The following is a 26,285-nucleotide window of genomic DNA, read 5'->3' on the forward strand; positions in this document are numbered from 1 at the left end:
GCATGGGCTGCGGTTCGCATGAAAGATTCCTATTGGCATGCTTTATTCGATAAATTACGTAAACGTATGAAAGCGCAAAAAGCCATTGTCGCTGTCGCAAGAAGATTACTTAAGGTGGTGTATAAAACATTGGAAACATTAACTATTTATCAGGAAAAAGGTATTGCTCATTTTGTGGACTTACAGGCAAAGGCAGCGTTGTATCATGCTGCAAGACTATCATGGCCGCAAACTGATAATATTTAAACGAATTAAAAGGACGGAAAAGGTAATAGAATAAAAAGTCTGAAACCTAAGCTGCCAAAACTGTAGATAGCACCCAGGCTTGTTCCATGAGAACGCAGAGGAAACTTATTTTTTAATCTTGTAAATATTGCTAACTAATGATTTTGATGGCAGGTAATGGTTTTATATTGAATGAGACATGTAACGAATAAACTTTTACCGCGTCTTAAGGACAAACAAAGTTTATGAATAAATCATATAAAAGTACCTTATTTATTTTTCTAACAACATTTTTAATTGGAACCCGAACATTTGCACAAAATGACAAAGCTTCCTTAATAAATACTTATTTAAAAGATGCAAATCAAGCAGGCCTTTTCAATGGGAATATATTAATAGCCGATCACGGGAAAGTGATCGTTAGAAAGGCAATCGGATTTGCAGATGCGTCGAAAAATGTTCCGCTTACCCTGCAATATCGTTTTCATATAGGGTCGATAGCGAAAGAGTTTGATGCAGTAGGCATTATGATGCTTCAAGAGCAGGGTAAATTAAGTAACAATGATAAGGTATCTAAGTTTTTCCCGAATTTACCGGCATGGGCAGAAAAAATTACTATCAAAAATTTATTACAGTATACAAGCGGGCTACCTGAAATAAAGTATCAGACAGTTCACGGTGATGCTGATAATTGGAAGAATCTGGATTCGCTGCAAAAATTAGATTTTGAACCTGGCAGCAGCTATGCGTACAATAATAATAATACCTTTTTGCGCAGACAAATAATTGAACAGGTAACGGGTATACCATTTAACCAATTTGTACAGCAAAACATGCTCAAAGCCTCGGGTATCAACAACGGCGTGGTAGACCCAGCTGCCAGTGATACATTAATAGCCCGGTCTTTTAATAATGATTTTAAACAGGATGGGCTTGAAGTGCCAATATCCGGCTGGACTTGTCTAACTACCGACGATTTTTACAAATGGTCACAGTGTATCAGTAATTTCTGCTTGATCAGCCCTGCATCTACGCGTACGATCATCACTCCCGCCGGACCTGATGAGCAATGTGGCCTTGGCGGCGGCAGTATGAAAGGCGAAAAGGTTATTACTCATACACACGATGGTACAGCCTTACATTACCAGGCCTTAGAATTAACAGATGCTACTAAGGGAAGGACAATAATCATCCTATCCAACCAAAGGCAGGGAAATGTTTATGACATCGCAACCGCGATACAGGCAATTTTAGATGGTAAATCCTACCAATCACTGTCCAAAGCTGGTTCAAAATAGATGCTTATTTTGATAAGGTTCCCTTTGTATTTTTAGAGGAAACCTTATCACAAGAGCAAGCGAGTTGCTTGCATTTAGATAAGTGCAAATTATATATTATAATGGATTATTTCTTATTTTTCTTCCAAATAAGTTAGGCTAAACCTCTTATGGTGAAAAATCATCTGATACCACTCCCAAAATCGCCAGGGCTTTATGGTAAAAGTCCTATAGAGGGTTTTATCTTTAATATCGGGATGAGTTTCTAAAAAGTAGGCATATTTTCGCTGGCAGCCCTCAAAGGATTTCCCTTTGCCCCCCTCTTCATTGTAATAAAAACTGCCGTCAATATTACTATAGGTGTAGTTCTCCTGAAAAAAGAAGTTAAACAATGGTAGGTTGCTAATTATAACAATTGCCACTATAATGATCAGTATCTTTTTCATAATTATGGATGTTAATTACATGGGCCACTGCTATTTGGTGTATAACCACCAGTCGTATTTACATTGCTTTGACCTTTCATATCTTCTATACTGCCGCCCAGATGTGCTGGTGTCATAGCCTTATCTAATGACATGGTAGCACCGTTCAATCCAACCACTCCCATCGCATCCGGTATTGTGATGCCGCCTGCCTGACAAGCACTACTTACAAAATTGGTACAATTAAAAGTATTTAAATCATAAGTACCTGGAGGATTAGCTACATAGTTGGTAATTTGATTAAATTGGGTTGCACTTACCGAGTAACTTATACTTACATTATAATTTAAATCTCCACCATTATCCACAATTTTGGAAGGAGCATTAAGTTTGGCGTAACCCGTCGCATTAGGATAAAATCCAACAGTTTGTGTTATTGAAGTGCTCCCGCTTGATTTGGTAAGACCAATAGCAACGTGACCAACGCTATTTGGCCCGATGTCAAATGACGTTCCTGGCCAGGGTTCTTCAACGTAAACCGTTACAGTCATTTTTGCATTCGGATCAGTGATGTTACCGAAGCACTTCATTAAAGCTTTTGGATTAACCGCATCTTTATTTTCGCCGGGCAAATTAGATGGTTGCGATGCAGGGCTTGAACTACTGCCCGTTCCGCCACCGCCACCGCCTGCATCCCCTGTGCTTCCAGTGTAGCCACCACCACCGCCACTACCACCGCCATCATCATAAATCGTTGTAGTGCAGTCTAATTCTGAATAGACGGTAAACACCCCATCACCGTCAATGTAACTGCTGTCATTCCATTGACAATCCTGTTGAACAGAAACCTCATCGGTTTGAAATTTTGATGGCTGTGTTGTACTGGTTTGTGTTGTTGCAGAAGAAGTCAGCTTAGGTTTAATTTTGCCCATCAGTTTACCATTCCCATAGACATCCCCACTAATTAATTTATAATTTTGGTCATAAATAAATACCCGGCCTGTAAAATCAGCGACTGTCGCTTTCTGTTTCCGTTGCAGGTAAATGGCATCGGGAATAATTTCTAAAATTCTGGATTGAATTTTCCCTGTTGAATCTCTTATAAAGGCCAGTTTACGGTATCCTTGTTTTACGTTTTTAAATTTAGGTTGACCATCTAAATAAACAAGCCAGTAATTCCCTTTTGTATTATTAACCGATTGTGCCTTTTCCCAGGCAAACGGTACGGAAGATAGTGCAAACGTTTTATTTGAACCTGCCGTACTTGTTGCATTCAAGCTATTGGTATTTGATGGTGTAGAAGCATTTTTGCCGTACCAATCTTTAACTTGTGCGAGTGATAGCGTTTGAAGCGAATCGCTGTTTTGTAAAGCTGATTTTGAGTTGACCGACTGCTGGTCTTTTTTACAGGAAATAATCATACTCAATAAGAGTAGCATTGAAATTAATTTCGTTTTCATAGCTTTTCATTGATTTTAGAACGGGTTTGCATTGGTTAATTTTTGACTTATGTCAAAATTCCTTTTTTACCGCGTACCCTGCTTAGGGTTTCAGGGCTTATTCCCAGGTAAGAAGCTACTTGCCCCATTGATGCTTTTTTCAAAATACCAGGGTGGGATTTAAGTAGTAATTCGTACCGTTCTCTTGCTGAAAGCGTCCGAAGCAAAATTGACCTTTCTTCGCTTTGTATATAATATTTCTCTGTAACTATCCTGCCTATATAATTAAACTCTTTAAAGTCGGCATAAATAGCTTGTAAATCAGTCCAAGACATAGATTGGATTACGCTATGCTCCAGTATTTCAATACTTTCTGCTGCTGGCTGTTGGGTTAAAAAGCTATAGATAGAGATCATAATGTCTCCCTGGCCCATGAACCAGGAAGTACATTCCTTACCCTCTTTGGTGTAATAGTAGGCCCTTGCAAATCCTTCTTTAATAAAAAAGATCTTTTTCGCGGTCTGGCCTTCGGTAAGTAAAAGATGTTTTTTAGGATAATGATCCTCAGTGATATAGCCTGCGAATGCCTGCTGCAATCCGGCTGATAACGGAGCAATGAATGTAAGTGTTTGTAATAGCAAATCGGCATCCATAAAGCAAAAACTGTTTAGTTAAAACGATTTTGATATTTATCAAGGCTTATTCAGGCGATAGTACTTTTCTTTAAAATTACAATTGGTACTTATTAGTTAACCCCCGAATGTTTAAAATATTGCCCTTGTAAGATTTCAGTTCGTTGAATTAACCGAAAAAATGGATTAGCCTATGGATAAACTGCTACTTATTTTCCTGCCTAAGTGAAAAGTTGTTGCCAGTGAACAGGCGTGTCAGGGCTTACCTAAAATATAGCTAATATGATTCAGGAATTAAGTACCCGGCTTTCAAAACAATTAGAGCAGGATTTGGAACAAGTAGTATTACAAATCAAAGATCCATTCAAGAAACTCACGAGCGCCTTAAAACTCATTAGGGAAGCCCTTAAAAAGTTAAGGGGATATATCACACAATATCCCGTTGAAAACAAGGAAGAGGAAATACTCATCTTCAAGTTTACCAAGCCCGCATTTTACCAGTGGCAAATTTATTATACGGAATTATATACCATCGAGGCCGATTTGCCATTCGGTGACCTGGAAAAGCAAGTTGCTTACCTGCAACGGGAGCTACACTACATCGAACGTTTTTTCCGGCAATATGCCTTTCTTTACCAATACTATAAACTCGGCGCTGTTGAACTGGATACCCTGTATTTCGTGCGAGGTGTCGATGTTCAAAGTGTACTCCTACCAAACGTCCCTGATCTCGACCCTGAATTTTGCACCAGTTGCGGTTACCTTTTTTCCAAGTTTAAGGCTTTTGAGGGCTTGCAGGAATGGGTTACCGAAAGGCTAATGTTTCTGAAGAAAAACCCGCTTACCCCTTATCAGATTGGAAACGATCCCGGAGAAATGAACTGGACGGGCGATACCATCAACCTTGCTGAAGTCGGTATCGGTTTTTTCAATACGGGGCAAGTCAGGAACGGTACGGCCAGTCTATCCGAAATTTTCAGATGGCTGGAAGAAAAGTTCCAGGTCAGCATAGGCGTGCCGTCCAAACGTTTGGCTGAACTCAGGCGCAGAAAACGGCTTAGCCGAACAAAATACCTCGATGAAATGAAAGAAAGCATCATCCATAAATTAGATAAGGAAGATGGGTATGACCCGGACAGGGGAAACAACAAATAAAGAACAAAATAGTAAACCGCATAAATATCAGATTTTAAACGATTTAACATTTATTGTTAAGGTATCCCTGAATGGTTCAGTAAAGATTTTGGGGTTGTTGAAAATTTGCTTTTGTAAATCACGGCACAATAGGGTGCCGGGATAAAAGTAAAATATTATGTTACACTATTTCACATGGCAAGCCTTTTTAGTCGCTGCCCTAATCCTTACCATCACCTGGTATGCGGTGGTTATCCTTCTCTTTTACCGCAAAGAATTAAATGATTTTATAAGCGGCAACCGTCCGCCTGCCATGCAGCCCGAACCGTTGACCCACGCATGGGATGAAGACTTTGACAACGACCCTTTAGCCGATGAAGAAAATTTGATAGGCAAGCCTGTTATGCCCGAGGGAATGAGCAGGTTGAGTATGTCGCAATTCGGCTTTGCACCGAATGTTAAGGAAACTGCAATTCAAGATGACCACAGGGACACAGCTTTAGGACTAATACCTGATGTGTTGGAAGAACTGAAAAGGATCTTTCATATCCTGGATACAGAGCATGGGGATAAGGAAGATTTCATATCGCTGTTTGGTTTGGTAAGCTCCAAGTATCCTAAAATCAGGAACACCGCTAATCAGCAAGCCTTAAACGATTATATCCGTGAAAACCTGGCCTTTGAAATTTCAAACGAGGAATTGGACAAACTCTGGATATAATCTAAACACCTTTTAAACCCTGTTTAATCAATTTCTAATTAGTGTAATCCTAAAAATTAGAATCATCATGAAAAGTCAATTCATAGGTCCCAAAAAGTTATATATCGCTAAACTATTGTTGCTTGCTTTCATAGTCAACGCCTACTCCTTGTTACTCGATGCCTTAAATGCAATGGCCCAGGATGGCAACGCTGGCATTCAGCAAGCAACCACAATGGTCAAGGGTTATTTTGACACCGGTTGCAGCCTCATGTATGCCATCGGCGCAGTTGTCGGCATAGTGGGGGCCATCAAAGTATTCAACAAATGGAATGCCGGCGAACCGGATACTAACAAGGTGGCCGCAGCCTGGTTTGGTTCATGTATTTTCTTAGTCGTGGTAGCCACTGTAATCAAATCATTTTTCGGGTTATGAGCAGCGTATATCACATTAACAAGGGCATTAACAAGCCGATTGAATTTAAAGGTTTGCGGGCACAATACATCGCATATTTGGCCGTAGGGCTTGTTTCACTATTGGTCAGCTTTGCCGTCTTGTATATCTGCGGCCTAAGCCTTTTTGTTATACTACCAGTGATATTAGGCTTAGGGACAGCCTTGTTCCTTATCGTATTCCGGTTAAGCCACAAATACGGCGAACATGGCCTGATGAAATATTTTGCCAAAAAACAATTGCCAAAATACCTATGGTTCAGTTCGCGCCGCTTATTCACTCAATTAAAAACCTTATCATGAATAGAAGCAGAAACAGTTTTCCAACAAACGGAGGAATAAGAGGTGCCGATATATGGCCATTGAGCAAAGTAGAAAATGCCGCTATCCTTTCGGCAAATGGCGACATCACTATTGCCTACGAAGCCGGGCTACCGGATATTTTTTCATTGTCTGACCGGGATTACGAAGCCTATCATCAGGCATGGGTAAAAGCGATCAAGGTGTTACCACAATTCAGCATTTTTCACAAACAGGATTGGTTTACCGAAGCTGCTTATAAGGCGAATTTTGAAAAGACCGATAAAAGTTTCCTGTCCCGTTCAAGTGAAAGATTTTTTAATGAACGGCCCTACCTCGCGCACCGCTGTTATATATTCCTTACCAAGAAGCCGAATGACCGCAAGCTGGCCTCATCGGTTTACAGCAATATCCTGCGCAAATCTATCGTTCCGCAACAAACCATTAATCCTGTCTTATATAAGGATTTTCTGGACTGCACAGGCCAGCTTGAACGTATCCTGACCGACAGTGGGTTTGTTTCGATGCGCAGGCTAAATGATGATGAATTGGCCGGAACAGCAAACCAGCCGGGTATTATAGAGCAATTTTGCTTTTTACTGAACTCCGGCCAGCAATCCGTTATCAGGGACATTCATTTAAAAGATGAAATAAAGGTTGGCGACCAGCATTGCGAGTTGTACACCCTTTCGGATGCCGAAGACCTGCCCGCGCTTTGTGGCAGCCGTATAAATTATGATAAATACAGCACCGATAAAACAAAATTCAGCATTGGTTTTGCCAGTCCGTTAGGCCAGTTATTGAATTGTAACCACATTTATAACCAGTACATTTTTATCGAGGATGCACAAAAAACGATCAAAAGGCTCGAAGCAAAGAAATTACGGTTGCAATCCCTGTCCGCTTATTCGAGGGAAAATGAAATTGGCCGGGATGCCTGCAATGATTTTTTAAATGAAGCTATCGGGGAGCAACGTTTACCTGTCAAAGCACATTTTAATGTATTGGCCTGGTCGGATGGTGCAGCCAAAATTAAAGACCTAAAGAATTTAGTCGGTTCAGCTATGGCGCAAATGGATGCCACCGCCAAACAGGAAACCGACGGTGCACCGCAGGTTTGGTGGGCAGGATTACCAGGCAACGAAGCAGACTTTCCGATGAACGACACCTTTGATACCTTCGTGGAACAGGCAACTTGTTTTTTTAATCTCGAAACGAATTACCGCGATAGTATCAGTCCCTTTGGCATCCGGTTGGGCGACCGCCTTTCCGGCAAACCGGTGCATGTAGATATTTCTGATGAACCTATCCAGCAGGGATTTACGACCAACCGCAACAAGTTTATTTTAGGGCCGAGTGGATCAGGCAAATCTTTCTTTACCAATCACATGGTACGCGCCTACTACGAGCAAGGCACCCATATTGTTTTGGTGGACGTAGGGCACAGCTATAAAGGATTATGCGATTTAGTGGGTGGATATTACTTCACCTATTCGGAAAATGACCCAATCAAATTCAATCCTTTTTATTTATCAGACGGCGATATACTGGACACCGAGAAAAAGGAAAGTATCAAAACCCTAATGCTGGCCTTATGGAAAAAAGACAATGAAACTTTCCGCAGGTCGGAATATGTGGCTTTATCCAACGCACTAACCGGGTACTTTCAGCACCTGGTTAAATACCCTGACATCTTTCCCTGCTTTAATACTTTCTATGAGTACCTAAAGGAGGAATATTTACAAGTTTTGGAAGATGGTAAGGTAAAGGAAAAAGATTTTGACATCGGAAATTTCCTGTACGTGCTTAACCCGTATTACCGGGGCGGTGAATTTGACTATTTGCTGAATGCGACTGAAAACCTTGATCTACTTAATGAAAGGCTAGTAGTTTTTGAAATTGATTCTATAAAAGACCACCCCATCCTTTTCCCTGCGGTAACGCTTATCATCATGGAAGTATTTATCTCCAAGATGCGCAAGCTAAAAGGCATCCGCAAAATGATCTTAATTGAGGAATGCTGGAAAGCTATCGCCAAAGAGGGCATGGCTGAATACATCAAATACCTCTTTAAAACGGTCAGAAAATTCTTTGGTGAAGCTGTAGTGGTTACGCAGGAAGTCGAGGACATTATCAGTTCGCCAGTGGTTAAGCAGGCCATTATCAATAATTCAGACTGCAAAATCCTTTTAGACCAATCAAAATATCAGAACAAGTTCGACCAAATACAGGAACTTTTAGGATTGACTGAAAAAGAAAAGGCGCAGATCCTTTCGATGAACAAGGCAAACGACCCGAAGCGCAAGTACAAAGAGGTATTTATATCCCTGGGCGGACAATACAGCAAGGTTTACCGGACGGAAGTTTCCCCCGAGGAATATTTGGCCTACACCACCGAGGAAAGCGAAAAAGTTAAAGTACAGGAGTACGCCCGAAAATACGGCAGTATTCAAAAAGGCATTACCGTGCTGGCACAGGAAATCAAGGACAAAAGAAAATAACAAATTAAACTTAAAACTATGAAACGAGCCTATTTAGTATTAGCGTTAGCCATCATCGGCTTATCAGCTTGCCAAAATCAAAGCGACAGTGTAAAAGCCTTTATACCCGGCACGTATATAAACTCAGCAAAAGGTGAATATGCACAGGCGGAAGACACATTAACAATTACCCTGGCGGGTAATAATACTTATTTCATTACAAGAAATACTACTTACCAGGCCATCCGTGACGGAAAGTTCCTGCCCAAACACCACAAAGTTAGCAAACTGAACGGCGTATTTGACCCGCAAACGCAGCTACTCAACGAAACCATTAACGGTGAAGTTTTCAGGTTTGACCCGGCAAAACGGGTTTTAATCATTAACTCAAAAGGCGAATACAAAAAGATCAATTAACAAAGTTTATTAACCATCAAAATAGAATAATCATCCTTAACGGGTGATTAAAGGGGGTTTATTATGAAAAAATATATGGTCATTCTGCCAATTTCCGCAATGACAATCTTTATATCTATACCTAAGGGTGCAGATGCTCAATTTATAGTAGGATCGGTTATTTCATCCACAGTAGGCAGGGTCATACGTGCAATTGACTTGCATGTACAAAGTATGCAGAACCAAACGATCTGGCTGCAAAATGCTCAAAAGGCGTTAGAAAACCAGTTATCCAAATTGAAACTAACGGAAATATCCGACTGGTCACAAAAGCAAAAAGACCTGTTTAGTTCCTATTACCAGGAACTATGGCAAATTAAAACCGCCATAGCCTATTATTCGCGAATAAGTGAAATGACCCAAAAGCAAGTTGCGCTGGTCAATTCCTATAATCATGCGTGGAACCTGCTAAAATCGGACAAACACTTTACAGCCGACGAACTCACTTATATGAGCAACGTCTATTCCGGCATATTACAGGAAAGCGTCAAAGACTTAGATCAAATACTGCTGGTAATCAATCCTAATAAAACACAGATGCCGGATGCCAAAAGAATGGAGATCATCAATAAGTCCGCCGACCACATGGATAGTAATTACAACGACATGCAGCAATTCAACAATCAAAACGAAATACTAAGCCTGCAACGGGCCGGCGATGAAAATGAGGTAATAACACTTAAAAAATATTATGGAATCAATTAAGGTAAAAGGCAAAAGGTTAAAGCTGAAAGGTTTTTTAAGCCCCTTTAGGGGTTTGGGGTTGTGCTTTATGCTTTGCGCTTTCAGCTTTCAGCCTGCAAAAGCGCAGTCTTTCGACGAATGGTTTGCACAGGGTAAAACGCAGGTCAAATATCTGATACAACAAATTTCTGCTTTATCCGCTTGCGAAAGTTCCTTGAAACAGGGTTATCATATCGTTAGCGGCGAGTTAAGTTCCATTAAGAACTTTTCAGGGAGTGAATATAGCCTGCACCAGGGCTATTATAATTCGTTAAGCCAGGTTAACCCGCTGGTAAAAAACAGCACGGATATGACCGCCATTCAATATGAACAGCAAAGCATTATCAGCCAGTTTAATGCAATCAGTAATTTATCAGGTTTATCAGCGGCAGAACAAGCCTATATCCAAAATGTAGCGCAAAGCCTGATGTCAGAATGCAATAAAGATTTGGAGGAATTGCAAGCAGTATTAACGCCTGGTAAACTGACCATGTCCGATGATGAACGCATTAAAAGGATTAATAAGGTAACGGCATCCATCAAAGACAAGTACATTTTTAGCTGCTCGTTTTGTACTAAAGTGCGGGTGTTGGCGGTGCAAAGGGTTAACGACAGTAACAGTAACAGCACGCTACAAAAGCTTTACGGCATTAATCCTTAAACAACAATCATCATGAAAAAAATCATCATCATACTAATACTAACGGGTGGGATAACAGTTTCAGCACATAAGGCCAACGCCCAAGCTTCAACCGCGCAGGATGTACAGCAACTGGTACTGGATATTGAAAAGTTAACACAGTTTAAAGCAATCCTTACCGATATGAAAACAGGTTACACTTTGTTAACGCAGGGGTACAACCAGGTAAAAGACATCTCACAGGGGAACTTCAATATACATTCAGCCTTCCTGAACAGCTTGATGGCAGTAAGCCCGGAAGTCAGGAAATACGGCCGCATTGCTGATATAATTGAAGAACAGGCAAGTATTGTTTCGGAGTATAAATCTACGTTGCGGCAAGCTAATGCGGGGGGACACTTTTACGCGGAGGAACTGATTTATATGAACCAGGTATTCAGCCAATTGCTCACCCAAAGCCTGAACAATTTAACAACGCTTGCCAATGTAATTACCGCCGGTAATCTACGCATGACTGATGCGGAACGACTGCAAACTATTGACCAAATCTATTCAGACACACAAAACAAACTGGTTTTCCTGCGAAGCTTTGATAATCAGGTGGCTATCCTTTCCCTGCAACGGGAAAAGGCACAAAATGATGTAAACACACTTCAAAAACTTTATTAATCATGAAACGAAAGTTAATTTATACAAGTATAGGAGTGCTACTGCTACTCTTTACTGCCACTCAAAGTCAGGCACAGGACATCACATCGAGCCTGCAAGGTATGCAACCCATACTTGACAATGTGTATAACCAAATGATACCCATGTGCAGCAACCTGATTGGGGCGGCGCAGGGCATAGCGGGATTTGCGGCTTTGTGGTATATCGCTTCGCGCGTATGGCGGCAGATTGCCAATGCGGAGCCGCTGGATTTTTACCCGCTTTTGCGCCCGTTCGCTTTGGGCATGGCGGTGATGCTGTTTCCAATGGTCATTTCGCTGATGAACGGCATTATGCAGCCTATCGTTTCGGCGACCGCCGCTATGGTGACAGATTCCAATAATTCAATCACATTATTATTAAAACAAAAGGAAGATGCTATTAAAAACAGTTCAAGCTACCAAATGTACGTGGGCGATGACGGCAACGGCGACCGCGATAAATGGTACAAATACGCTCACCCTGATGACCCGAATGATCAAAACGAGGGAACATTTTCCAGCCTGGGAAATGATGTTAAGTTTATGATGGATAAGGCTTCTTACAATTTTAAGAACAGTATTAAGGAATGGATGAGTGAGATTTTGCAGGTGATCTATGCCGCAGCTATTCTTTGTATCAATACCATACGAACTTTTTACTTGATCGTTTTAGCCATTTTAGGCCCGCTGGTATTTGGCTTTTCTGTCTTTGACGGCTTACAGCATACCCTCTCCCAATGGGTTGCCCGGTATATCAATATATTTTTATGGTTGCCCATCGCAAACATATTCGGCAGCATCATCGGTAAAGTACAGCAGCAAATGCTCCAATTGGATATAAGCCAAATTCAAAGCGCCGGTGATACCTTTTTCAGTCCAACTGATACCTGTTACCTGATTTTCCTCTGCATTGGCATTGTGGGGTACTTCTCCGTTCCGAGTGTGGCTAATTATGTAATTCATGCACATGGGGGAAACGGTTTATTGAGTAAGGTAAACAATGTGGCATCCACAACGGTAAGCACAACCATAAGCGCGGCATCAGCAGTAGGTGGCCGGATGGAACAAACCCGGAGTAACATACTAAATGCGCCAGGCGATTTTAAGGCAGGCTACAACAGTGGAAATTCCGGAAGCAATTACCAAAAAGACAAACTATCCGGGAAATAAATCGGTGCAATCATTAATTAATCAGTGTAATCCCAATCAATATGTTCAATCAATTCAGAAATATCGACACCGCATTCAAGCATATCAAGCTATTCAGCTACTTGTTAATTGCAGCTTGTATAGCTATTTCCTGCTTTGCCATTTATAAAAGTTATCAGAGTTCGGATAATTACAAGGCACACATTTATATCCTTGCCAATGGCAAGGCATTGGAAGCTATCGCATCCGACCGTAAGCAAAATATACCCGTAGAGGCACGCGATCATATTAAAATGTTTCACGAAGATTTCTTCACGCTTGACCCGGATGAAAAAGCCATACAAGCTACAATCACCAAAGCTTTGTATTTGGCCGATGAAAGCGCAAAAAGGCAATATGATGATTTAAAGGAAGCCGGTTATTATTCAAACATCGTTTCCGGTAATATCAGCCAGCAAATAGCAATAGACAGTATTTCATTGGATATGAAAGTATATCCATACGCCTTTAAATGCTTTGCGACCGAAAAACTGATCCGCACTACATCAACAACGACCAGGAATTTAGTAACACAAGGTTATCTCCGGAATGTCAGTCGGAGCGACAATAACCCGCATGGGTTTTTGATAGAACAATGGGAAACGCTGGAAAACAAGGATGAACAAGTAAAAAACACGCAACCATGAGAATTTTTCGCAGAAAGCAAAGGGATTACAGCCCGAACCCGCTGGCGGCAAAAGCTATCAGCCGCCTTTCGGAATTGCAGTCGAATACAGCCGATTGGCTGAATAGCCGTACCATTCAATTTAACAGGCGGCAACAGGTATTGTTCCTGGTCATTATTTGCCTGCTGTTTGGCGGCGGCAGTCTTTATCTGATATGTAAAGCGATCTTATAATTTATTATTAACCTAAAAAAATTAATTCCATGAAAACACAGGAAGAAAGAAAACGAAAAATGCTGCTGGTCTTACCACTGCTGCTATTGCCCTTTTTGGCATTAGCCTTTTATGCACTCGGCGGCGGCAAGGGAAATCTTGCAAACGGAAATCAACAAATCAGCAAAGGGTTAAATACCACCCTACCCGGAGCACAGTTGCAGCACGAGAAAGCGCAGGATAAAATGGCGCTGTATGATAAAGCTATGCGGGATTCCGCTGCTGCTAAATCGCGGGCCAGTGGCAATGCCTTTGCCGCGTTAGGTTGGGATACTTCAGGACAAGGGCAAACCAATAAATCATTACCTACCCATAGCGCACAGGTTAACGAAACAAAGATCAACCAAAAGTTGGCAGAGATTAACAGGCAGATCAGCCAACCCGAACCATTGGCTCATTATCCCAACAATTATTCAAATACAAATTCCGCTTCACCTGATTTGGACAGGATGGAAAAGCTTATTAAAAGCAAGGAACGGGGAAATACCCCCGACCCGGAAATGAAGCAGCTAAATACGATGCTCGACAAGATCATGCAAATACAAAATCCGGGTTTAGCCAAAGCAAAGCAAACGGATAAACCTGTTTCAAAAGACAGTGCCTTTAAAGCCATTCCCGCCATGATTGACGGTAACCAAAAAGTGATAAACGGCGGCGTAGTGAAACTACGATTGCAGGACACCATCAGAATAAATGGCGTGACTTTTCCAAAAGGGCAATCTTTATCGGGCTCCTGCACGGTTACAAACCAGCGGCTGTTGTTGGATATTAAAAATATCCGCTTGGGCACATCCATTCTCCCGGTCAATTTGACGGTCTTTTCACTGGATGGGATGCAGGGCATTAATGCACCGGAAGCGGAATTAGGCGGAGCTGCCGGGGACGGCGCAAACGGCGCATTGGAAAATATGGAGTTTCTAAGCATGGATCAATCGGTATCAACGCAAGCGGCTACCGCCGGTATAAATGCTGCCAAAGGATTATTGGGTAAAAAGGTAAAGAAGATCAGGATAAAGCTAAAAGGCGGTGTAACTGTCTTGCTCCGAAATAATAAATGACCCCATGCAACTGGAAACCAAATATGCTGAAAAGATCATCACCCTGCTGGAAGACGCACAAGATGTCGGGCTTGCGCATGTCGTGTTTGAACTGCGACCGCAGGATATGGAACTACAGCCCCACCAGTTGAGTTTTTTTGAAAAGCTCGGTGAGGCTTTAGACTACCTCGACAATGCGGCAGGAAATAATTACCTACCGGGGGACGCGGACTACCCAATTTACTACCGGCACGCCGACCAGTTACTGGAAGAAATCAAACAAGCGAATCTATTAACCATAAACAAGATTGACATGAATTTAAACAATTTAGAAAACCTCAAAGAGGAATTAAAAGCGTTGGCCTTTAAGGATAAGGTCATCAGCGAAATGGAAAAGAACATGGAAAAGGGTATCCCTGAATTTACCCTTAATGACCATGTTGCAGGTGCCAGGGGTCAGGTTGACCTTACTCTGCATTTCAAACAGTCCGGGCAATCGGAGTATTATTATTTTAACAAATTTGAAGTGGCCCTCAACCAGGGCAAGCCATTGGAAGACGGACAGAAATATATGGTTGTTTCGCCAGATGGGGCCGGAAAGAACATGGTTAAGAAGCTGGAAAACGTTTCGGAAGCCATCGCATTTTTTAAAGAGCAGAAAGGCAACAGTGAATTAGCTACCGGCAAGGATGAAAAAAACCGTACCAAGCTGGCCACAATGGAAAACGGAAAGGTAAACTATGTCGCCAAAGAGTTTCAACGCACTTTCAAAACACCATCCGTAACGCAAACCTTTTACGTGGATAAAGGAAAGGGCTTTACCGCCGATCAGGCCGCAAATTTGATACAGGGACGTGCGGTTTACCGGGATGACATGGCGAACGTTGCAGGGATTACTTATAAGGCATGGGTCAAATTAGATATGGATACTGCTAAAGACCGCCACCAGAATTTTTACACTAACCAGTACCATGATCCGTCTTATGGGTTCAACCTGGCCAATACTTTAGATAAATTCAATATCAAAGAATTGAACGACCCAGCGAAAAAGGAAGCATTGGAAACTTCATTGAAAAACGGCAACCGCCCCTTAATCACTACCGTAAAAGACGGGCAGGAAGTCAAAATGTTTGTCGAGGCCGTTCCCCGTTACAGCCAAATCAACCTTTACCAGGAAAACGGCAAGCCGGAAAAAAGGGAGCAATTCTTAAAAGAGCCTAAAATAGATCAATCACTGAACCAGGGCAAAGGCCAAAGTAAGGGTAAAGAAATGGCCGAAAGCCAGGGAATGGGTGTTTAAGGATACCCCGGTAAAGAACTAATCAAATAATTTATAAATTCAATTTAAAATCTAACAGCATGAAAAAGTTTGAAGAATTAAAAGACCTGGTAACATCTGTAGAAAATGATGCAAAGGCGTTCTATGAAAAAGGTAACAGTGCAGCAGGCAGGCGTTTGCGCAATGCTTTACAGCAAATTAAAGTTGCTGCGACCGATATTCGTAAGGAAGTAACAGAAATCAAAAGCAAAGCAAAATAAACAGCCTTTAGCTGTGTTGGAGCCTGAAGCCCGGCCTGAAAAGTGTCCGGGCTTTTTGTTGCCTATATCTCAGCAGGTCCAGCCGCTTCATTCGTCCCTCATTCAGCCGCTTCCCTGCATTTTAAAAGACCGTGCGGTTTGGGCATCGCCTGCGCTCACCCAAACCACACGGACTTTTTACCGCCACTTCTTATTTTTTTAATAACTGCTCCTTATTACCTCTTAAAATTCCCCCAGGCTTTTTGGTTAGCAAATTTCTGAACAAGCCCTTTGACGTCAAGACCGGGGCCCTGCGGGTTTGCTGAAAAAAAATCTTCCTTGCTCGTTCCTCGCAAGAGTATTTTTTTTCGCAAAGTCTTGCCTTACAAAGGGCTTGTGTTCAGGTGAGGTTGCTTAACAAAAAGCCAGGAGGCCCTGCCGACTGACTTTAAAAAGAAAAGCAACCATGAAAACAGCAAACGGCAGAAGCCCACCACACACAGCCCAACAGCGGAGCGAACAGACCGCCCCGCCATTGCAAAACGCCTCATTAGGGCAATTACTGAATTTATTAGAAACATTTAAAAATTAGAAATTATGAAAACCGCAGAAGTAAAAACAACAGGGATTAACAATAACAGGGCAAATATCACAGGTAACAATAATGTAACTGCAAAAGCAAGCAATTTGCCAGTAAGTACTTTAAACGGCGAAGCCAAAAAAGACGAACCGAAGAAAGCGGAAACCCCCGCACCTGTACAGGCAACCGAACAGCCTAAAGAAATAGTACAGGCAGAGAACAGCCCCAAAATTGTGGCAGAACAGCCAAAGGCAGAAGAACCAAAGAGAGTTGCCGAGGAAGTAAAACCCGCTAAACCTGTAATGAATTTAGAGGGTACGTTAAAATTAGTGGAAGAACTGCACCGCCGTAAAGTGCAACGGGATAAATTAATGGATACCATCCAAAGTTTGGAAGCTTTTGAGGTTAACCAAAAGGATGAAGCCGAAGAAAGCGGGATAACCAATTATTCCCGGTGCGAACTAACCATTGCAGATGACAAGGGCAAAAGCTTTACCACTAAAAACCCGGTAATCATTTTTCATGTAACGCAGTATGTGAACGCCCTTTGTATAGACAAACTGGCGCAGATTGAAGCAGGTATCATTATTCCCGCTTAATTAATGGAAAACGCCCCCTGCATCTGAATTGCAGGGAGCGTTTTTAAAAACTTCTATTTTCTTAAAAGCTAAGACAATGTTAGAATTATTTATCGAATTAACCAACCAAATTTTTTGGGATGGTTATGCACAGCAATTAGCAAATGAAAACCCCGCAGTTTTCAATTCCGAGTTAAACGATTTCATTAATAATTACAACTGATAAGATGATGAAAGACACCGTATTTCTATTTATTAAAGTGGTTATCCGCACCAAGCATCAACATATACAGGATGCTATGAAAGAACTGGAAAACCAAACACAATACACCATCGGCAGTACCGAAAATGTGGAAGTATTGGAAACAGAGATTATTAAACTGAATAAAGAACAATTAAACAAAAACAGCAATGGCACACAATCTTAATTATAACGAGCAGACAGAAAAGCACAGTTTTTTTTCGGTTAAGGAAAAAGCCTGGCACAACTTAGGGCAGATCATTACAGACTATCCGACAAGCGCAGAAGCTATCATATACGCAGGGTTAAACTACACCGTTGAAAAACGCCCTTTGTTTACGTATGATACCGAAAATCATACAGGCGACCCCGAAACGGATATTTTAATACCCGAAATTGAAGTGCCGGACTTTTACGCCACCATCCGCAACGATACCGAACAGGTTTTGGGCGTAGTTGGTAAAGATTACGAAGTGGTACAGAATGTTAACGCATTTGAATTTTTCGATAGTATTGTAGGCGGTAAAGACGGGATTTTATACGAAACTGCCGGGGCGTTAGGCAAAGGGGAGCGTATTTTTATTACCGCTAAACTGCCCGATTATATCCGGGTGGGCAAGGATGATTTAATAGAGCAGTATTTATTTTTAACCACTTCGCACGATGGTTACGGCAGTATTACCGCAGCTTTTACCCCTGTAAGAATAGTTTGTGCAAATACTTTAAACGCTGCCATGCGTAACCATAGCAACGGCATTAAAATACGGCATACCGCCAGCGCAAACGAAAGGCTAAAACAAGCACATCAATTATTAGGGATTACCAACCAGTTAGCCGACGAACTGGAAGAAGTGTTTAACCATTGGTCAAAAATCCGTATTACAGATAATGCCGTCAAGCATTTGATACAAATTGCAATGGCGCCGAATAAGGAAGTATTACAAAACCTGCAAAACGGGAAGCAGGACGAATTAAGCACCACCTATAATAATATGGTGAGTAGCGTTATGGAATATGCCCTAACCAGCCCAACACAACAGGAAGCGACCACAAAAGGAACTTTGTTTGGGGCTTACAATGCAGTTACGGGCTACTTTCAGAATGTCCGAAACTTCAAGGACGATGAAAGCAAATTTAAAAGCATCATGTATGGGACTGGATTGCAACGCAGTCAAACCGCCTTTGATTTATGTACTGAATTTGCCAAACATGGTAATACTTTAAACTAACAATAACTAACAGGGGGCTAAACACCAGTCATGGTCGGAAGAAATTCCGGCCATTTTTTTATGTTTTAAAAAGAAGGTCGGGATTCCCACCACATTGCACTACAATTAAAGCAATGGCCAAATCCCTTACTTCCATTGCAAACCGTCTTTTGGCTGTTTTGTAACCTATATTATTTGCTTTTTTATACATTAATACCAACATCGCAACTATTAAGGTCATATATAACATTACCTGTATTCCATTCGTGTTTAACGAAACAAGGTGGCTTACATTAAGTTCTTGTTTTAAAAACCGAAAGAATACCTCTATATCCCATCTTCGCCTGTATGCCTGCGCAATTTCTTTTGCAGAGAGCTTAAAATCATTGGTTAAAAACCAATATTGTTTACCATCTTCTACTTTGCTTTCTATAATAACAAGACGAAAATGGCTGTCTACCAGTTCTTGTTTATAATACTTCTTTCCAATCTTGTTTTTTACTGAAATACCTGTGTATAATTGAATCCTGCAATCCCTGAGTAGTTTGGATTCACCCAGGTCTAAATCCTGATTTACAGTAACAAATGATTCCAGTTCAACAAATTTTCTGTTTTCTTTGGCCCTGCAAATGAATGTCACAGCAGCCGTACTAAAGCTTTTCATTGCTCTTGTTGATTGCAAACCTCTATCCAGCACATAAATATTCTGGTGGTTGGTTTCTTTTTTAACATGATCCATTATCGCCTCCGGCAACGCAATATCTTCACTGCCATAGCTTGCTGAGGTAAACACATTGGAATGGCAGGGTAAAACGCCATCAAAAGCAATGCTATATTTAACCGCCTTCTTACCGCTTTGGTTGTCCAGGCCTTCCACAAGTTTGCCAACCGTCTCACTAACTATGGAACTATCCACACGGATCAAGTTATATTTCTGCCTTTCTGTCAAGGTGTACAACTCGGAAAACTGATCGTAAATGCAATCGTATATCTGCTTAAAATAGCCCGGGTCTATTTTTGATAGCCTTTCCGAAATAGAAATTCGTCGTACACTTTCATCTTCATCAAGATTGAAAAGCACCTTGAATACTGAATCATTGAAGGTATCTTCCAATGTTCGCTGGCTAAGTTTCTCGTTGTCCAAAATGCCATAGAGCAGCAAATAAAACATCTTTTTCCCGTGCAATACCTTGGCGTAATGATCAATCTTGGTGGTTAGCGACAAATTTACTATCAGCGCTTCAGGAATGAACCCTAAGAGGTATTTGATGTTTATTTTATGATCCTTGAAAACTGCCATATCTTATTGATTGTCAGCCTTTAAGATAACAATTTAATATGGTAATAACAAATTAAATAATTGATAATCAGTCAATTATTTAAAATATATAGAGCTTTTTAAAACAAAAAAGTCGGAAGAAAAATCTTCCGACCATGACTGGCTAAACACCCCCTTTATAAATTAATCGTTATGAGCATTTTAGCAGATAAAACAGATTTTAAGGCTTTGAAAATTATTTCAATATGCCTTAAACAGCTTGATGAAATAAACAGTTTAAATTTAAGGGTTACTAAAATAGATGATTTTGAAATCAGCCTTGCAAGAAATATGCTTAAAAGCGTTATTGACAATAATCAACAGGCGATGGATATAAGCCCCCCTGCTTAACTTAAATTCATAGGCATATAAAGCCTTATTTACGTTAAAAAAGAGGCAGGAAGCCCCCTTATAGGTGCCTTATTAGCAAATTAGCGGCCTGCAATAAGCGGTTTTTGCCGCGTTTTAAGTGCTCGAAAACTTCTTATAAGTGCCCTGATAGGCCGTAAATACGCTTTTAAAATATTGGTTATTTTAAATAAATTAGTGTGTTTAAAATTCACTGTCAAAATGACCTATGACTTTTTTATAGTAGCTATCGGATCTTCGGCAGGTGGATTATCTCCCCTAAAGGATATATCTTCTATTATACCTGTCAAAGCCAATGCTGCATTTGTATTGGTGCCTCACCTGGTTGCTAACTATAAAAGTAATCTGGATATTATTCTTTCAAAATACACCAACACACCTATCGTCCGTGCGTCTCATGGGCTTCGGTTACAATCAAATACGATTTACCTGCTTCCTGAAAATAAAATCATGACGGTAAAAGACGGCTTGTTTATATTAAGAGAACGCCGGTCTAACGAAATAGTTAACAATGCCATTGATGTTTTCTTTTCCTCGTTAGCAATAGATGCAAAGGAAAAAGCTATAGGGGTAGTCTTATCAGGTTGCGGCCAGGATGGCCTATCAGGCGTAAGGCAAATAGCAATTAACCGGGGCTTGGTTATGGTACAAGACCCGAAAACGGCGGAGTTTCCGTATATGCCTAACTCGATTGTAAAACAGGAGCATCCTGATTATATTCTTTCACCTAAAGAGATCGTCAGGAAGATTATAGACCGTATCGGCATTTCACAAGTTAAAGAAGAGAAAATAAAAAATTGATTGCGCTTACCAATCTATCAAACGGTCATTATATCGTTTTTTTTGCCGATACCATCAATACATTTCCCTATGGCTATGATAGCAGAATTGTCGAGTTGGTCTTCATTTCGTTGTACCCATTCATCACCGCATTTATAAAGCATAGCTTCCCGGCCATCTGTAAATTGAATTTTCCATACTTTCCACGTTTTAAAAGTTGCAGTTGTGATTTGCAACAATAATACAGCGCCGTCGGCTAATAGGATTTCATAACGCATTCGTTACAATTTAATAACAGGTCAAAATGATTTGTAGCAAGCTTATGCTAAAATAACTGTAGCTTATTCAGCGCGTTTATTATTGTATGGACTAAATTTAGGAATAATCAGCCCAAAGCCCATTTAGGCTTTTCGCCCTCGATCAATAAACCTAATCTCCTGATGTTGTCTTTGGTGAAATACTTCATCGAAACGTGCTCTGCAACCCATTTATGTCCTGGCAGAAGTTTTAACACGGTCGCATGAGGTTCGCCAATGATCGTTTCCACTTTGAAACGATAAGGTTTGGAACCTATGCAGGTTACAATAAAATCCATTGCCGAATTGTATATCGAAATAATTACTGTGAAACTTTTCATAAGTAAAAGCTTAATACATGATTATTTATTGACAGGACCGCTGATACGCGGCCTTTTTTGCTTCGGTAGCGTAACCAATAGGATAGCCTCTGAAGTGATAACAGGGGCGGTATATTTAATTGCGATCATAATTTAAAGGGTTATTACCAAGTACATACATTACCCTGCAAAAATCGTACTACGAAAATTAATTACCGTGATCAAAGGGGTGTTAAACCTTATGCGGATCACCTAATGGATTTTCAGCTTGTTTTAATAAAGCGGCTTCACTTGCTGAAAATACCCGCGTTGAGGTTATATCCGGGACAGGCGTGTTTATGCCGTCATTTAAAGGTCCTGAAAATCTTTTTCTGTCTTTTATTTTTAAGACTTTTTTTTCGTGCTTTGTCATTTCTATGTTGTTTATTTTTTTGATTTAAAATCGGCTCTTGTAAAACTGAGAATTCAGAACGTTTTGTCGTTAATAGACGAATTATCTAAACGTAATGTGTGACGGTTAGCGCTTCAGCACCCATCCGACTCTTTAAACGAATCAACTTGACCATTTTAACCATTTTAGCATCAGTCAACACTAATTTTACAAAAGTCATAATTCACAGCACATATCGAAATACATCTAAAATGATGCCAGTAAAAGAATTGTTAAGTATTGCATCCTGGCTGTTGTATATTTTATTTTACACATAAAATACATGGTTAAGCACTAATAAAACGCTCATTTTCAAAATTATAGTTGTAAGTTTGATTTCATTTACTCCACTACCAACTAAGAATTTTTAAAAATTCTAATTCCGCTCTTTAAAATACTGCCATGTTGAAAGCTGACCCCCACCATATCATTGCTATCGGCGCCTCTGCGGGCGGCATGGAAGAGATCAATTCCTTTTTTGACCATACGCCTTTAGATGGTGTATCTTATATCATTGTCCAACATTTATCTTCTGATTTTAAGAGTAGAATGGTTGAATTACTTGCCAAACACAGCAAGCTGAAAGTTGAGCAAGCTGAAAATGGAATGACCGTTCAATGCAACCAAGTGTACCTTATTCCAAGTGATAAGTTCATGACCATTCGGCACAATAAATTGTATTTAACCGCTAAGGAAAAAATTAAAGGTCCTCATTTAACGATCAATACCTTCTTTAATTCACTTGCAGAAGATTACGGCAAAAAGGCAATTGGTATTATTTTGTCCGGCTTAGGCGCTGATGGCACAGAAGGCATTAAGGCAATAAAGAAGGCAGGCGGCATGGTGATGGCCCGTGATCCTGAAACTTCGGAGTTTGGCAGCATGCCTTCCCATGCTATCGCTACCGGGATTGTAGATTTTGTCATGGAACCTATAGCTATGCCGGACGCAATTGAAGATTATGTAAAAAACGAAGGAAATTTAACTGTTGATCAGGCGGATGATGAAAAGAACCTATCAGCAATTATTGACCTGATCAAAGAACGATCCCCACTGGACTTTACAGACTATAAATTACCTACGATATTAAGAAGAACTAAAAGAAGAGCTTCTTTTGGGAATTTTACAACACTGGGAAATTATCTTGATTTTTTGAAAGTTACCCCGAAAGAGGTAGAGGCCCTGACCAAAGAATTTCTGATCAGCGTTACTTCATTTTTCAGGGACAAGGAAGCGTTTGACTTTTTAAAAAGCAACGTATTACCCGGCATCCTCGAAAACTTAACCCCTGATGAGGAATTTAAAGTATGGGTAGCCGGTTGTGCGACTGGTGAGGAAGCTTATTCCATAGCCATATTGATAGCCGAGCAGTTAACAGGCAGGTTAGCGGATACCGTAGTGAAGATTTTTGCGACTGATATTGATAGCGCTGCTTTAATACATGCAGGCAAGGCCGTTTATAATAAAAGCATTTCTAAAAATGTACCTGCTGACCTGCTTGAAAAGTATTTCTTAAAAGAGGGGGATAATTACAGGGTAAAGCCAGCGATACGCAAGATGCTGATCTTTGCACAGCACGACTTGGTGAAAAACCCGCCTTATTGCAATATGCACTTGATAAGCTGCCGTAACCTGCTTATTTATATGGCTCCTGTTTTGCAAAAGAAAATATTTGCTATGTTGCTCTTCGGGCTAAAAAAAGGCGGGTATTTATTTTTAGGTTCAACTGAAAATCCTATGCCTATTATTAAAAACCTGCAAGTAGCCCATAAAAAATGGAAGATCTATAAGAACCTGGAAACAAAACGGGCCGTAAGCTTTGATGCCTTTTCAATGCCTGAATTTTTGGATACCAAACGCAAACCTTCCCGCTTTTCACAGGAAGAAGCATCTAAAAATACAAACCATTCATTAGCCGAAGCAATGCATGAGAGCCTGGCAAAAAAATTGGATTACTTTGCAGTTTGCGTTGATGAAAATAATCGGGTGGTAAAATCTTATGGTGATACTACCAAGTACTTACTTCATAAACATTTCAGTTCAAACCTGTCAGAGCTGTTACCAAAACCGCTTGCGGTGGCTTTTAATACCTTGAGCAAAAAGGCTTTAAAAACAAAAGAAAATGTTGTTCTAAACGGAATAACAATCAAACGTGGTCAGTTTATTGTTAAGGTAAGCCTGTCAGTGAGCCCTTTGGTATTAAAAGGCGAAGAGAATTTGTTACTGGTAACTTTCAGTGAAGATAAATCAGTTACGCCATTACAAAAAGATACTGTATTTGATGAAAAGATATACCTTGATCAATACGTTGTTAACCTGGAAGAGGAATTAAAGGAGTCAAAGGACAAGCTTAATTTTTCTAATGAAAAGCTGGATGCCTCCAATGAAAACTTACAATCCTTCAATGAGGAGCTGATCTCTGCCAATGAAGAAATGCAAAGTACTAATGAGGAAATGCAGTCCGTAAACGAAGAACTCCATACCATTAATGCAGACTACCAGCTAAAAAATAAAGAACTGCTGGAAATTAATGATGACCTGAATAACTATTTCAGGAGTAATATCAACGGCCAGTTATTTATTGACAATGAACTGCGGTTAATGAAGTTTTCGCCGGGTACTGTAAAGCAGATCAACTTACTGGAAACGGATATCGGCAGGCCGCTTAGCAATATTTCTACCAATATCAAATTTGAAACCATTATTGAGGACGTAAAAAAAGTACTGGCTGAAGGAATCGTTATCACCAAAGAAATTGAAACGAACAATGGTAAATGGTACCAGATCATGACGATGCCTTATGTGCAGCAGGCAGACCATAAAAACACTGGTGCCATCATTACTTTTAATGACATTACCGAATTAAAAAAAATACAACAGGAATTAAATATCAGCAATAAAATGCTGGGTATAGCTATAGATTCAGCCGCAATGGGCATGTGGTCTATAGAGCTTCAAACCCGTGAATTTGTTCCGTCCCAACGGCTTAAAGAAATATTTGGCTTTCATCCTGATGAGCAAATGACTTATGAGGCGGCTATTGGCCAGATTGATAGTAAATATCAAACCTTAGTGACCGATGCAGTTGAAGCGAATATCAGCCAGGGTATTAAATGTGATGTGGAATATCCACTGCGGGGATTTCACGACGGAAAACTTCGCTGGGTAAGGGCCAGTGGAGACCTTTCCTACGATCAGGACGATAAGCCAACCTATTTCACAGGTGTACTGCATGATATTACTATGCATAAACAGGACGAGATCCGGAAAAATGACTTTATCGCAATGGTGAGCCATGAACTTAGAACGCCGCTTACCTCACTTCAGGGGTATATACAGCTATTGACTTCCAGGGCAAAAAAAGCCGAAGATACTTTTAATGTGGTTAAACTGGATAAGGCGCATATCCAGGTAAAGAAGATGACCGCCATGATCAATGGTTTTTTAAATGTTTCGAGTTTTGAAGCCGGGAAAATCTATTTGAATGAGCAGACATTCGAGATGAATGCCTTATTGAATGAAATAGTGGAAGAGGTTACGCTGATAACCGCAAGTCACAACATTGTGGTACTGCCGTCGCCAACGGTATCTGTTAAGGCGGACAGGGATAAGATCGGCCAGGTGATCAACAATTTTCTTAGCAATTCGGTAAAATATTCACCGAAAGGTAAAAATATTGAGGTTTCCTGCAAGGAAGTGAACGACAATATACAGGTAAGTGTAAAGGATGAGGGCATGGGGATAAAGCCACAGGATCAGGAAAAGTTATTTGATCGTTGCTACCGGATAGAAAATATGGATACGCAAGCAATTTCCGGTTTTGGTCTTGGCCTTTATCTGTCCGCTGAAATTATCCAGCGGCATAATGGTAAAGTGTGGGTGGAGAGTGAAATGGGTAAAGGATCAACATTTTACTTTAGTTTACCTCAATTTTAAATAGATTTACAAATG

Annotated in this window: 29 protein-coding genes and 1 pseudogene; 23 read left to right on the forward strand and 7 right to left on the reverse strand. The window is 40.6% G+C overall.

The window, feature by feature from the left end:
• Together Q0R52_RS20385 and Q0R52_RS20390 are read left to right on the forward strand one after the other, a co-directional pair.
• Nucleotides 1-246 (forward strand): annotated as a pseudogene (locus tag Q0R52_RS20385) (hypothetical protein); the annotation flags it as partial.
• A gap of 224 nt (nt 247-470) precedes the next feature.
• Entirely contained in the window at nt 471-1,523 is a 1,053-nt protein-coding gene (locus tag Q0R52_RS20390) for a serine hydrolase domain-containing protein (RefSeq protein ID WP_295797765.1), read from the forward strand.
• A 113-nt stretch (nt 1,524-1,636) separates the two neighbouring features.
• Here the strand turns inward: Q0R52_RS20390 and Q0R52_RS20395 are convergent, their stop codons facing one another.
• From Q0R52_RS20395 to Q0R52_RS20405, 3 genes are read right to left on the reverse strand one after another with little or no spacing between them, the layout of a single operon-like run.
• Nucleotides 1,637-1,948 (reverse strand): hypothetical protein, encoded by a 312-nt coding sequence (locus tag Q0R52_RS20395; RefSeq protein ID WP_295797768.1) that lies wholly within the window; start codon nt 1,946-1,948, stop codon nt 1,637-1,639.
• 11 nt (nt 1,949-1,959) lie between these two features.
• Nucleotides 1,960-3,387: a hypothetical protein gene (locus Q0R52_RS20400; RefSeq protein WP_295797769.1), complete on the reverse strand. Its 1,428-nt coding sequence runs from the start codon at nt 3,385-3,387 to the stop codon at nt 1,960-1,962.
• Between the two features lie 47 nt (nt 3,388-3,434).
• Nucleotides 3,435-4,019 (reverse strand): Crp/Fnr family transcriptional regulator, encoded by a 585-nt coding sequence (locus Q0R52_RS20405; protein ID WP_295797771.1) that lies wholly within the window; start codon nt 4,017-4,019, stop codon nt 3,435-3,437.
• A 261-nt stretch (nt 4,020-4,280) separates the two neighbouring features.
• On the opposite strand from Q0R52_RS20405, the gene Q0R52_RS20410 reads away from it, so the two are divergent.
• From Q0R52_RS20410 to Q0R52_RS20495, 18 genes are all read left to right on the forward strand, one after another.
• Nucleotides 4,281-5,153 (forward strand): RteC domain-containing protein, encoded by an 873-nt coding sequence (locus Q0R52_RS20410; protein WP_295797776.1) that lies wholly within the window; start codon nt 4,281-4,283, stop codon nt 5,151-5,153.
• 157 nt (nt 5,154-5,310) lie between these two features.
• Nucleotides 5,311-5,853 carry a hypothetical protein gene (locus Q0R52_RS20415; RefSeq protein ID WP_295797778.1) on the forward strand — a complete coding sequence of 181 codons (543 nt, stop codon included), beginning with the start codon at nt 5,311-5,313 and terminating at the stop codon, nt 5,851-5,853.
• A gap of 67 nt (nt 5,854-5,920) precedes the next feature.
• A complete protein-coding gene (locus Q0R52_RS20420; RefSeq protein ID WP_295797781.1) occupies nt 5,921-6,268 on the forward strand; it encodes a DUF4134 domain-containing protein in 348 nt (115 codons plus the stop codon).
• Nucleotides 6,265-6,588 (forward strand): DUF4133 domain-containing protein, encoded by a 324-nt coding sequence (locus tag Q0R52_RS20425; protein WP_295797783.1) that lies wholly within the window; start codon nt 6,265-6,267, stop codon nt 6,586-6,588. Before Q0R52_RS20420 ends, Q0R52_RS20425 begins: the two co-directional genes overlap by 4 nt.
• Complete coding sequence (locus Q0R52_RS20430) at nt 6,585-9,086, forward strand: TraG family conjugative transposon ATPase (RefSeq protein WP_295797788.1); 2,502 nt, start codon at nt 6,585-6,587, stop codon at nt 9,084-9,086. Before Q0R52_RS20425 ends, Q0R52_RS20430 begins: the two co-directional genes overlap by 4 nt.
• Before the next feature lie 18 nt (nt 9,087-9,104).
• The gene (locus Q0R52_RS20435; protein ID WP_295797791.1) at nt 9,105-9,482 is read left to right on the forward strand and encodes a hypothetical protein; all 378 of its coding nucleotides are present in this window, start codon (nt 9,105-9,107) and stop codon (nt 9,480-9,482) included.
• Nucleotides 9,483-9,545: 63 nt separating this feature from the next.
• Nucleotides 9,546-10,226, forward strand: a complete 681-nt coding sequence (locus Q0R52_RS20440; protein ID WP_295797792.1) for a conjugal transfer protein TraI — start codon at nt 9,546-9,548, stop codon at nt 10,224-10,226.
• Complete coding sequence (locus tag Q0R52_RS20445; RefSeq protein WP_295797795.1) at nt 10,213-10,905, forward strand: hypothetical protein; 693 nt, start codon at nt 10,213-10,215, stop codon at nt 10,903-10,905. The genes Q0R52_RS20440 and Q0R52_RS20445 overlap by 14 nt, the downstream gene beginning before the upstream one ends.
• A gap of 12 nt (nt 10,906-10,917) precedes the next feature.
• Nucleotides 10,918-11,553: a TerB family tellurite resistance protein gene (locus tag Q0R52_RS20450; RefSeq protein WP_295797797.1), complete on the forward strand. Its 636-nt coding sequence runs from the start codon at nt 10,918-10,920 to the stop codon at nt 11,551-11,553.
• Between the two features lie 2 nt (nt 11,554-11,555).
• On the forward strand, nt 11,556-12,743 hold the full coding sequence (gene traJ, locus Q0R52_RS20455) for a conjugative transposon protein TraJ (RefSeq protein ID WP_295797800.1): 1,188 nt from the start codon (nt 11,556-11,558) through the stop codon (nt 12,741-12,743).
• Nucleotides 12,744-12,784: 41 nt separating this feature from the next.
• Complete coding sequence (gene traK / locus Q0R52_RS20460; protein ID WP_295797803.1) at nt 12,785-13,408, forward strand: conjugative transposon protein TraK; 624 nt, start codon at nt 12,785-12,787, stop codon at nt 13,406-13,408.
• The gene (locus Q0R52_RS20465) at nt 13,405-13,620 is read left to right on the forward strand and encodes a hypothetical protein (protein ID WP_295797805.1); all 216 of its coding nucleotides are present in this window, start codon (nt 13,405-13,407) and stop codon (nt 13,618-13,620) included. Before traK ends, Q0R52_RS20465 begins: the two co-directional genes overlap by 4 nt.
• Before the next feature lie 29 nt (nt 13,621-13,649).
• A complete protein-coding gene (gene traM, locus Q0R52_RS20470) occupies nt 13,650-14,717 on the forward strand; it encodes a conjugative transposon protein TraM (protein ID WP_295797807.1) in 1,068 nt (355 codons plus the stop codon).
• 4 nt (nt 14,718-14,721) lie between these two features.
• On the forward strand, nt 14,722-15,996 hold the full coding sequence (locus Q0R52_RS20475) for a hypothetical protein (RefSeq protein ID WP_295797808.1): 1,275 nt from the start codon (nt 14,722-14,724) through the stop codon (nt 15,994-15,996).
• A 59-nt stretch (nt 15,997-16,055) separates the two neighbouring features.
• Entirely contained in the window at nt 16,056-16,235 is a 180-nt protein-coding gene (locus Q0R52_RS20480; protein WP_295797811.1) for a histone H1, read from the forward strand.
• Nucleotides 16,236-16,811: 576 nt separating this feature from the next.
• The gene (locus Q0R52_RS20485) at nt 16,812-17,393 is read left to right on the forward strand and encodes a hypothetical protein (RefSeq protein ID WP_295797813.1); all 582 of its coding nucleotides are present in this window, start codon (nt 16,812-16,814) and stop codon (nt 17,391-17,393) included.
• A gap of 206 nt (nt 17,394-17,599) precedes the next feature.
• The gene (locus tag Q0R52_RS20490; RefSeq protein ID WP_295797817.1) at nt 17,600-17,800 is read left to right on the forward strand and encodes a hypothetical protein; all 201 of its coding nucleotides are present in this window, start codon (nt 17,600-17,602) and stop codon (nt 17,798-17,800) included.
• Entirely contained in the window at nt 17,784-18,842 is a 1,059-nt protein-coding gene (locus Q0R52_RS20495) for a DUF932 domain-containing protein (protein ID WP_295797820.1), read from the forward strand. Before Q0R52_RS20490 ends, Q0R52_RS20495 begins: the two co-directional genes overlap by 17 nt.
• Nucleotides 18,843-18,900: 58 nt before the next feature.
• On the opposite strand, the gene Q0R52_RS20500 is transcribed toward Q0R52_RS20495, so the two are convergent.
• Nucleotides 18,901-20,121 (reverse strand): IS4 family transposase, encoded by a 1,221-nt coding sequence (locus tag Q0R52_RS20500; RefSeq protein ID WP_295797823.1) that lies wholly within the window; start codon nt 20,119-20,121, stop codon nt 18,901-18,903.
• A 171-nt stretch (nt 20,122-20,292) separates the two neighbouring features.
• Here Q0R52_RS20500 and Q0R52_RS20505 point away from each other — a divergent pair, with 171 nt between their 5' ends.
• Both Q0R52_RS20505 and Q0R52_RS20510 read left to right on the forward strand, forming a co-directional pair.
• Nucleotides 20,293-20,490 (forward strand): hypothetical protein, encoded by a 198-nt coding sequence (locus Q0R52_RS20505; protein WP_295797827.1) that lies wholly within the window; start codon nt 20,293-20,295, stop codon nt 20,488-20,490.
• Nucleotides 20,491-20,709: 219 nt separating this feature from the next.
• The gene (locus Q0R52_RS20510) at nt 20,710-21,309 is read left to right on the forward strand and encodes a chemotaxis protein CheB (protein WP_295797829.1); all 600 of its coding nucleotides are present in this window, start codon (nt 20,710-20,712) and stop codon (nt 21,307-21,309) included.
• Nucleotides 21,310-21,326: 17 nt separating this feature from the next.
• Here Q0R52_RS20510 and Q0R52_RS20515 read toward each other — a convergent pair whose 3' ends face one another.
• From Q0R52_RS20515 to Q0R52_RS20525, 3 genes are all read right to left on the reverse strand, one after another.
• Nucleotides 21,327-21,566 (reverse strand): hypothetical protein, encoded by a 240-nt coding sequence (locus tag Q0R52_RS20515; protein ID WP_295797833.1) that lies wholly within the window; start codon nt 21,564-21,566, stop codon nt 21,327-21,329.
• A gap of 107 nt (nt 21,567-21,673) precedes the next feature.
• Nucleotides 21,674-21,925, reverse strand: coding sequence for a hypothetical protein (locus Q0R52_RS20520; protein WP_295797835.1), 252 nt, complete (start codon nt 21,923-21,925; stop codon nt 21,674-21,676).
• A gap of 211 nt (nt 21,926-22,136) precedes the next feature.
• The gene (locus Q0R52_RS20525) at nt 22,137-22,316 is read right to left on the reverse strand and encodes a hypothetical protein (RefSeq protein ID WP_295797838.1); all 180 of its coding nucleotides are present in this window, start codon (nt 22,314-22,316) and stop codon (nt 22,137-22,139) included.
• A 420-nt stretch (nt 22,317-22,736) separates the two neighbouring features.
• Between Q0R52_RS20525 and Q0R52_RS20530 the strand changes: the two genes are divergently transcribed.
• A complete protein-coding gene (locus tag Q0R52_RS20530) occupies nt 22,737-26,270 on the forward strand; it encodes a chemotaxis protein CheB (protein WP_295797840.1) in 3,534 nt (1,177 codons plus the stop codon).
• Nucleotides 26,271-26,285 lie beyond the last annotated feature (15 nt).

The organism is Mucilaginibacter sp. (genome assembly GCF_025359345.1).
GTDB lineage: Bacteria > Bacteroidota > Bacteroidia > Sphingobacteriales > Sphingobacteriaceae > Mucilaginibacter.